At 69.0% G+C, this 8,958-nt stretch carries 9 protein-coding genes; 5 read left to right on the top strand and 4 right to left on the bottom strand.

Annotated features, from left to right (window positions below; genetic code table 11):
* Positions 1-46 precede the first annotated feature (46 nt).
* The 4 genes from Asi02nite_RS23830 to Asi02nite_RS23815 form a co-directional block, all read right to left on the bottom strand.
* Entirely contained in the window at positions 47-1,507 is a 1,461-nt protein-coding gene (locus tag Asi02nite_RS23830) for an ApeA N-terminal domain 1-containing protein (protein WP_203716120.1), read from the bottom strand.
* Between the two features lie 675 nt (positions 1,508-2,182).
* Positions 2,183-2,500 carry a hypothetical protein gene (locus Asi02nite_RS23825; protein WP_203716119.1) on the bottom strand — a complete coding sequence of 106 codons (318 nt, stop codon included), beginning with the start codon at positions 2,498-2,500 and terminating at the stop codon, positions 2,183-2,185.
* Between the two features lie 113 nt (positions 2,501-2,613).
* Positions 2,614-2,994 (bottom strand): hypothetical protein, encoded by a 381-nt coding sequence (locus Asi02nite_RS23820; RefSeq protein WP_203716118.1) that lies wholly within the window; start codon positions 2,992-2,994, stop codon positions 2,614-2,616.
* Positions 2,995-3,058: 64 nt separating this feature from the next.
* Positions 3,059-3,820 (bottom strand): AfsR/SARP family transcriptional regulator, encoded by a 762-nt coding sequence (locus tag Asi02nite_RS23815; RefSeq protein ID WP_203716117.1) that lies wholly within the window; start codon positions 3,818-3,820, stop codon positions 3,059-3,061.
* 193 nt (positions 3,821-4,013) lie between these two features.
* Between Asi02nite_RS23815 and Asi02nite_RS23810 the strand changes: the two genes are divergently transcribed.
* From Asi02nite_RS23810 to Asi02nite_RS23790, 5 genes are all read left to right on the top strand, one after another.
* Positions 4,014-4,445: a hypothetical protein gene (locus Asi02nite_RS23810; RefSeq protein WP_203716116.1), complete on the top strand. Its 432-nt coding sequence runs from the start codon at positions 4,014-4,016 to the stop codon at positions 4,443-4,445.
* Between the two features lie 64 nt (positions 4,446-4,509).
* The gene (locus Asi02nite_RS23805; RefSeq protein WP_203716115.1) at positions 4,510-5,388 is read left to right on the top strand and encodes a hypothetical protein; all 879 of its coding nucleotides are present in this window, start codon (positions 4,510-4,512) and stop codon (positions 5,386-5,388) included.
* A 112-nt stretch (positions 5,389-5,500) separates the two neighbouring features.
* The gene (locus Asi02nite_RS23800) at positions 5,501-7,036 is read left to right on the top strand and encodes a peptidoglycan-binding protein (RefSeq protein ID WP_239126989.1); all 1,536 of its coding nucleotides are present in this window, start codon (positions 5,501-5,503) and stop codon (positions 7,034-7,036) included.
* The gene (locus Asi02nite_RS23795) at positions 7,033-7,719 is read left to right on the top strand and encodes an ABC transporter ATP-binding protein (protein ID WP_203716114.1); all 687 of its coding nucleotides are present in this window, start codon (positions 7,033-7,035) and stop codon (positions 7,717-7,719) included. Before Asi02nite_RS23800 ends, Asi02nite_RS23795 begins: the two co-directional genes overlap by 4 nt.
* Positions 7,709-8,908, top strand: a complete 1,200-nt coding sequence (locus Asi02nite_RS23790) for an ABC transporter permease (protein WP_203716113.1) — start codon at positions 7,709-7,711, stop codon at positions 8,906-8,908. Before Asi02nite_RS23795 ends, Asi02nite_RS23790 begins: the two co-directional genes overlap by 11 nt.
* Positions 8,909-8,958 lie beyond the last annotated feature (50 nt).

Here is an 8,958-nt window from a genome sequence, read left to right as displayed (position 1 = left end):
AAGACCCGACGGTATGCCTGCTTAGCGTTGCAAGCACCGTCTAGTACTACTTATCATTTTCGTGCGTCCTGCCGTACGCGGCCGGAAACCATGCCGTGGCTTGAACAAGGAAGCGTTGATAGCTTTCACTATCCCCAATTCTCTTACGAAGGGTTTCTTCTTGCACCCCTAGGCCGGCAAGAAGAAGCGTTACAAGCAGCCACTTTAAGGACAGCCATAGAACTACTTGCTCGTCCAATGTGGGTCGACGATCCTCATCGGTCAGCTGATGGGCATAGCTGTTGCGTACATTCTTGACGTAGCGAGCCCATGTGGCTGGTTGCGTTCCCGTCACTTCGGGGAGTAGCATCCGCGCTTCGTCGCTAAGGCGCATCAATCGTTGAGCAAACGTAGGGTCCGAGATGTGAGTTGTATTCTGTTTGATAACTTCCCGGATATGTGCCGGCAGATCGCGGATAGCCACCTTAAGGGTTGTCCGCGCTAGTTGCACTTCGGTTGAGTTCAATCGCGGCGTGTCGTCGTAGAGCCTTCTGTGGATCCCTTCTGCCGCCGCAGCCAACTGGAGCAGTTGGGTTTCAATCGTAGCTTTTGGGCCGGCAAAGATATCACCCACAATGTGTACCAAGGCGCCAAGTTGGTCCGCCCGCTCGAACCAGGTTGCTACACCTCGCGTGCCAAGCGCTGGGAATGTGACTAACATTCTTGGCTGCGTCGGTCGAGAGTCAGAATCGGGTGAGGTGTAGGTTGAGTGGACGCGAAGCCAACGTTCGTCCGGTCCAACCCGTACCATAACTTCGCTGATCTCGACGGCAGTTCTGGTGCAGATTCTCATTAGCGAGCGCAATGGCCCCGCAAAATCCCGTCCCAACTCGTCAATTGTGACACCGTCCAGATCCGTCAACCAGAAGTAGATCCGTCGTCCGACCCGTACCCCTGATACGTTGTTATCCGTTATGGTTAGACTTTCGTCCACATGGATGTTTCCTTGACGATGCGTTAATGATGCTGACTCAGGGCGGGCTCTAGATACCGTTGCTAGAACTTCGCCGACTTCTCGATCAATTCTCCAGACAACACCGGGTAGAGCGAACCATTCCTCTGCTCCGGGAAATCGGACTCGCAATTCATTAAATTTGTGTTCCGGCCCAGAAATATGGCTGCCAAGGACGGCGTACCGTGCGCTCATCTCCTGTGAGCCGTAGCCGGGGCCGACATGTGGAGGCCCGAAGCCCAGAGTCTGCCTTACGGTGAAGGCATCAATTAAGGTGACTTCTCCGGATTTTTCTACATCACCATAGATTAGCTCGTTGTGCTCTTCGGACTCGTCCCTCAATTCACTGACGGTAATCACCGAACCGTCTGGAGTCTCTTCATGCTTTGTCGCCCACGGGCTGGTTAAGGACCCTCCAAGTCTGACTCTTGGACGGTCACCGCTAAGATCCAACTCACCCGGAACCTGAATATCCGGGTTGTTAGCCAGCCAGAACACTCCACGATGCAACTCCACGTTACTTATCATGCCTCAGAAGCGTTCCCCCTTGTGGATCACGTTGCTCAAGGTAGACCGTCCCGAGCTGCAACGTCCGGTGGCTGTCACGTGCGCCATCTTCTAGACTTACGCGACCAATCGCTGGACGAGCGAAGTCTAGATAGGAGGCTCCAGCGGCCGACCGACAACGCGTCCCCTGGTTTGTGATCGCCTTCTCGTTGCTCGCTCTGCTCTCGCTTTGGCAGACGTCGCTACCGTGATTGATCCGGACGGCGTGTGGTGGGTGCCGCTGACCTTGGTGCTTGCACGTTGGTAGCCGCAGGAAATGCCGTCGCATGGTTGCGCGCGGGTCGGCGAAGTACAGCGCAGAAGGTCACTGGTTCAAACCCAGTACCGCCCACCAGATAGCACAGCAGGTCAGAGCCGGTCTCCTCAGAACGAGGGACCGGCTCTTTCAGAATGGCCGACAAGCACACCCATCCTGAGCCGACGCCGTCTGCAACCTCGGAAACGCCGGCAGGACACCCTTCTTCGCGTGCACGAGATGCTGACCAGCCTCGAACCGTCGTCCTGATGGTTCGACTGTGCGGTTGGGTGCGGCAGCAGCCGAACTGCAGGGAGACAGCGGATGCTGCGGCCAGCGAGGCTCGTCCTTAGGCGGTCACCCCGACCTTCGTGCCCCAGCTTCAGCTGTCATTCCTGGATGGGTTGGTCGATCCCCATCGCCGCTGATGGTCTGCGAACCAATTGGCGGCCAGCCGGGCCAGTTCGCTGGACGTTTGGGGTTCCGGCTGGCACATTGATGCCGTCTGGGCCGGTGGTGTCGATGTCAGCGGCCTCCGCGCGCACCTCACCGTCCCAGTTGAGGTTGGCCGGGCTCCAGCCGCCCCGGATGCCGGCGTCGTCGAAGTCCAGGCGCAGCGTGTCGTGCATCGCGTTGCCAACAACGAAGTCGTGTGACACCAGCAGCCACGGAGTCCTGTCGTCGTCCTGCCGTAGCCAGTAGTCCAAGGAAGGAATCAAGCCGTCCAGGGTCGTGGCGAACTCCGTCTCCGATGGTTGGCCGCCGTCCGTCGCCGCCCCATTCGAAACCGGGTCGCTGACTCATGCGTTACCCGAGCGGGTCAGGGAGACGAAGTGGTGTCGGCGTGCCCCATGGCGCGTCCTGGCTCAGGGGTGGATCGGTCCGGGGCTGGGCGTCGCAACAGCGCGAGGAGCGCCGCGATGCCGACCAGCAGCGTTCCGAGGCTCGTCAGCCAGCCCTGTGTCGCCCCCTCGCCTGCGGTCGGGGCCGCTGGGGGCTGGATGACGACGATCTCCACCCGGCCGAGGACGGGCGGTGTGGCCGTCGGGGACGCGGTCGGAGCGCTGGTCGTTGGTGGCGCCGTCGCGGAGGGTGGGCCCGCGTCACTGTCGCCCGGCGGGGGCTCGAGGAACGTGGTGAGGATGGCGATCGCGATGCCGAGGACCGCGGCGATCAACCCGACCAGCGTCCAGGCGGACATCCTCGCTGGACGGTTCCGGACCGAAGGCATAGACACCCGTGGAGCGTACGCGGTGGCGGCCCGGTCAGGTCGACGCGTGGCGCAGCATCCGCACGTAGGACGCCTGTAGGCGGGGCGACGGGTCGCAGCCCGTCTCGTCGCGCAGCGTGCGGCGGTGCCGGTGGTAGGCCGCGACCGCCTCCGCCGGCTCGCCGTCGGTGTAGAGGGCCGACATCAACAGATGCACCGGGCGCTCGCGCAGCGGGTTGCGGGAGGCCAGCAACTGGAGGTCGGCGACCGCGGCCGCCGGGTCGCCCAGGGCCACCAGTGCCTCGGCCAGGTCTTCGCGCGCCCGTGTGCGGCGGTCTTCCAGATCGGCCACGCACGCCCGTACCGCTGATGTGTCCGGTAGGTCCTCCCCCGCCGGACCCGTCCAGATCGACAGCGCCCGCCGCAACCTGGTCACCGCGCCGGACGGGTCGCCCGCGGTCAGCCGGGACCGTCCTTCGTCGGCCAGGGCACGGAACACCGCCGCGTCGAACTCGTCGTCGGCGACCGCCAGGCGGTAGGCGCCGCCGGCGCCGCGGCGGGTCTCCAGGCGGGCGCTCAGGCCCGGCGCGGCGTCGTCCAGGGACCGGCGCACGAACGCGGCATAGGTGCGGATGTTGGCATCCGCCGACGACGGCGGCACCGTCCAGATGAATTCGGCCAGGCGCGCCTTGGAGACGAACCGGTTGGCATGGAACAGCAGCCCGCCGAGCAGCGCGCGTTCGCTCGGCCGGCCCGGTTGACTATTGGTGGCGTCGGGCCCGACCCTGAGTGGACCGAGGACACGGAACAACGCCAAGGTGACCTCCCCGTTTGATCAACCATGCGGCGTATCGATGGTATTGGCTTCGCATCCGGCCGAACAAGGCCGTTTACATGCCGACATATGCGCGGCGTATGCATTGACCGTCGACCATGGCATCGGGACCGGTGCGGCGAAACCCGGCGCATCCGGCCCCGCGCGTCCTCACGTCCACGCCTAGGGAGGTCAGATGGGGACCAGAGCACGGCTGAGGTCGACTGCCGCGGCGCTGCTGCTGTTGCTGGCGACAGCGGTGGTGGCGATCGCGCCGTCGACCGCGGCACAGGCGGGGTGCCGCGGCACCCGGGTGCAGTTCACCTACACCAACGCCCAGAACAGGGTCCAGGCGAGGGAAGACACCCGCACCGGTACGAACGCCACCTGCGACGGGCTCAGCGACAACTACGGCCGGTTGATGGACGCGCTCGACGGTGACGGCAAGTGCGCCAACGCGGTCTGGCGGGACCCGTCCCAGTCGTTGGTCGGGCAGGACTGCTCGGCCGGCACCTGGGCCAACTACACGTCGTTCGACCAGCAGGGCAACTCCAACGCCGGTTTCGCGCTATGTCTGTCGTGGAACTGCGCCGAAGGCCCCCTGTTCTACAGCGTCTGGAACTTCTGACACTGACGTCGGTGGTCGCGGACGACCCTGCCCGCGACCACCCCCCGTCCCCCCGGGAAGGCTCATGAGGCTCGTCACGGCCGGCCTGGCCATCGTCACGGTCCTGTTCGTCGGCGCCTGCTCGTCCGGGCCGCCGTCCGACGCGACGCCGTCGATCGGCCCCTCGCTACGCGACAGCCTCGTCGGCACGCCGCCGTCCGACCCGGGCGCCCAGCAGTCCCGGCGCGACACCTACTACGCCGACCGCGACAAGATCATGGCGGACTGTCTCGGCAAGGCGGGCTTCGACTACCGCCCTTACCGCCCGCCGGCGCAGCCGCAGGAGGCCCTCGGGCTCTCCGACGACGACTTCGCGCGCCGCTACGGGCTGGGCATCTCGACCCTGATCGACTACCCGCGGCCGGCGCAGTCCGAAGATCCCAACCAGGCCGTCCGGTCCGCGCTGTCCGCGGCCGCGCAGCGCACCTACGACGACATGGTGCTCGCCTGCGAGGAACGCGTCATCACTGACCTCGGCTTCCCGCCCGGCGGTGGGCAGGTCGTGCTGCCACCGGCGCTGGCCGACGTGCTCGAGAAGGCCGACGAGGCGATGGTCAACGATCCGCGGATCGTGGCCGCCCGTGACGAGGCCCGCCGCTGCATGGCCGGCGAGGGGTTCGCCACCAGCGCCGACGAGTTGGGCGGCGAGATCTCGCAGAAGGCGATGCCCCTGGTGCAGAAGTTCGAGGCGGCCCGCGACGCCCTGGCCAAACGGGGTCGGGACGCGGCGGGCGTCAAGGTCACCGAGGTGCTCGACAAGGCCGACCAGCGCACGCTCGGCGCTCTGCAACGCCAGGAGATCGCGCTCGCGTTGGCCATTCGCCGGTGCAACGGCGAATACCTTGATCTCCAGGGCTCCGTCTCGCGTGAATACACCCGCAAGATCCTCGATGGACAGACCTGAGATCAGGCACGGCGAGACGACACGCATCGGCCTTTCGATGGACTACGGCCTATCCCAGCCATCGTTCTTCGGTAATACTCGCTCTGCGAAAACGACGGGCTGATGGGCAGAGATGAGTGACGGGTCCTTGGTGCGGGGTCGACCGCGGTTCACCGTGCTGGGCGGTCGCCAGCGCGTGGTCGCGGTCGTGGTCGCGGTCGCCGTCGGCGCCGCCGGTCTCGGCTGGTGGTTCGGGCGGTCCATCGAGTCGCCCGACGACGTCGCGCGCCGAGCCGCCGCGCCCGCCGCGGCACCGATCCTCGTGCCCGTCGAGCGGCGCACGCTCGAGTCGACGGTCGTCTCGCGCGGCGACGTCTCCTTCGCCCAGGCGGTGGAGGTGGCGATCGACAGCGACCTCGGCGACGGCTCGCTCGGCTCGCTGGTCGTGACCGGCCGGGTCCCGGCCAGCGGTGCCCAGGTCGACGAGGGCGACGTGCTCCTCGAGGCGTCGGGTCGCCCGGTGATCCTGCTGCAGGGCGCCCTGCCGATGTACCGGGCACTCGGCCCGGGCAGCCGCGGCAACGACGTGCGCCAACTCGAGGCGGCACTGCGCCGCCTGCGGGTGTTCGCCGGCACGGTCGACACCGTCTACGACGGACAGACGGCCGCGGCGGTCAGCCGCCTCTACACGGACCTCGGCTACGAGGCGGTCGCGCCGAGCGCCGAGGACCGCGCGGGTGTGGCCGAGGCCCAGGCGGCGTTGCGGGCCGCGGAGACGGCGGTCAGCGCGGCGACCGTCGCGCTGGCCGAAGCGGCCAGGCCGCCCGCCCGCTCGGAGGTGCTGGCCGCGGAGGGCGCCGTCGAGAACGCGCGGTCCGACAGGGACGCCGCCCGGGCCGCCCTCGACGCGGCCGCCGGCGGCGACGACGCCACGCTGGCCCAGCTACGGGCGGCGCTGGTCGCGGCCGACAACGCGCTCGCCGTCGCGTCCGCCCAGCTCGCGGAGCTGCGCGCACCCCGCGACACGACGGCCGCCGCCCAGGCGCTGGCCCAGGCCCGGGCCGAGGCGGCGTCGGCGCGCACGACCCTCGCCGAGGCACGGGGCGCCGCCGGCATCCGGCTGCCGCGCGGTGAGATCGCCTTTGTACCGAGCCTTCCGCGCCGGGTCGACAAGGTCAACGTCAAGGTCGGCGCGGTCGCGGCCGGTCCGGCGGTGAGCCTGTCCGGCGCCGACCTGCAGGTCGTGTCCGGGCTGTCCCGCGAGGAGTCCCGCCTGCTCCGGGTCGGCGCGGCGGCCCGGCTCGACGACGAGGTCAGCGGCGTCGACCTGACCGGCACGGTGACCGCCGTCGCGGAGAGCCCGGGCACCGAGGGCGTCGACGCCGGGCGGTACGCCGTCCGGATCACCCCTGAGGGCGGCGACCCGGCCGCGCTCGCCGGTGCCAACCTGCGGGTCACGATCCCGATCGAGTCCACGGCCGGCGCCGTCCTCGCCGTACCCTTGGCGGCTCTGGTCACCGACGCGTCCGGCACCGCGCGGGTCCGGGTCTCCGCGGACGACGCCACCCGCGACGTGGTGGTCACGGTCGGTCTGGCCGCCGACGGCTTCGCCGAGGTGACCGCGCCCGACCTGGCCGAGGGCGATCTGGTCGTGGTCGGCGAGCGATGAGCACCGTGGTCGAGTTCGTCGGCGTCGGCCGCACGTACCCGGGCAGCCCGCCGGTCACCGCCCTGCGCCCCACGGACATGATCGTCCACACCGGAGAGTCTGTCGCGATCACGGGTCGTTCCGGTTCGGGCAAGTCGACGATCCTCCACCTGCTCGGGCTGCTCGACGACCCGTCAGAGGGCAGCTACCTGCTCGACGGCGTCGACACCCGCGGCCTCGCCGACCGTGACCGCACCCGGTTACGCGCCACCCGGATCGGCTTCGTCTTCCAGGCGTTCCACCTGCTCGGGCACCGCACGGCCCTGGAGAACGTGGTCATCGCCCTGCTCTACCACGGGGTTCCCCGGCGCGACCGCGCGCCACGGGCGGCCGAAGCCCTCGACCGCGTCGGTCTCGCCCACCGGGCCCACGCGCTGCCGACGACCATGAGCGGCGGCGAGCGCCAGCGGGTCGCGATCGCCCGCGCGCTGGTCACGCAGCCGGCGGTGCTGCTCGCCGACGAGCCGACCGGCAACCTCGACTCGACGACCGCCGACGGTGTGCTCGCCCTCTTCGACGAGCTGCACGGGCAGGGCCAGACGATCATCCTCGTGACCCACGACCAAGCGGTCGCGGCGCGGGCCCACCGCCGGCTGCGCATCCACGACGGCGTCGTGACCGAGGAGCTGACCCGTGCTCCGTGACCTGCTCGGGGAGGCCATCTCGGCGAGCCTGGCCCGGCCGCAGCGGATGGCGTTGACGGCCCTCGGCACCATGCTCGGCATCGGCGCGCTGGTCGCGACCGTGGGACTCGCCGACACCGCCGGCGCGCAGATCGTCAGCCGCTTCGACGAGCTCGCCGCGACCGAGGTGATCGTGCGGCCGGCGGCCCGCGCGGCCACCCAAGGTGAGCTGGTCAGCGCGATCCCGTGGGACGCCGAGACCCGGCTGGCGCGGCTCAACGGGGTCGTGGCCGCCGGCACGATGAGCAAGCTCGACCTGCCGGACCTGACCGTGCGTACGACGTCGGTCGTGGACCCGCTGGCGCCCGACGACCGTGCCGCCGACGTCGTGGCCGGCTCCCCCGGCCTGCTCGGCGCGGTGCGCGGCACGATCGGCAGCGGGCGGTGGTTCGACGCGGGGCATTCCCGGCGCGCCGACCCGGTGGTGGTGCTCGGCGCGACCCTCGCCGCGACCCTGCACGTCGCCGACGTCGGCCGGCACCCGGCGGTCTTCCTCGGCGACCGCGCGTACACCGTGGTCGGCATCCTGGACGGCGTAGCCCGCGAGCCGGCGCTGCTCAACGCGGTGATCATCCCGGACGGCACGGCGGCGGCCGCGTTCGGCCTGACGGCGCCGCAGTCGGTGCGCGTCGACACCCGCGTCGGCGCGGCCCGCCTGATCTCGAGCCAGGCCCCGACGGCGCTGGCGCCGCAGTCACCCGACGCGCTGGAAGCGGCTCAGGCCCCAGAACCGGCGGCGGTACGAGCGAAGGTGGCGCGCGACGTACAGTCGCTGTTCCTGGTGCTGGGCCTGGTGTCGCTCGTCATCGGCGCGGTCGGGATCGCGAACACGACGCTGGTGTCGGTGCTGGAGCGGACGAGCGAGATCGGCCTACGCCGCAGCCTCGGCGCGACCCGCGGCCAGGTCGCAGGCCAGTTCCTGTTGGAGTCGGCGGGCGTCGGCCTGTTCGGCGGCATCCTGGGCGCATCCACGGGCATCGTCGTGGTGACGGCGGTGTCCTATGTGAAGGAATGGACGCCGGTCCTGGCGCCGTGGTTACCGGCCGCGGCCGTCGCGGCGGGGACGGTTGTGGGGCTGCTCGCGGGGGCGTACCCGGCCCACCGGGCGTCGGGGATCGAGCCGATCGCGGCACTGCGCGCCGAGGGCTGATGAACGCCCATTTGGCATGGAGCATCCGGCGACCGCGTCGAGGCTTCGTA

It is taken from the genome of Asanoa siamensis (assembly GCF_016862555.1).
In the GTDB taxonomy this organism is placed as follows: Bacteria; Actinomycetota; Actinomycetes; order Mycobacteriales; family Micromonosporaceae; genus Asanoa; species Asanoa siamensis.
The sequence above is the reverse complement of the archived record's forward strand: the minus strand, read 5'-3'. Positions and strand labels throughout refer to the sequence as shown.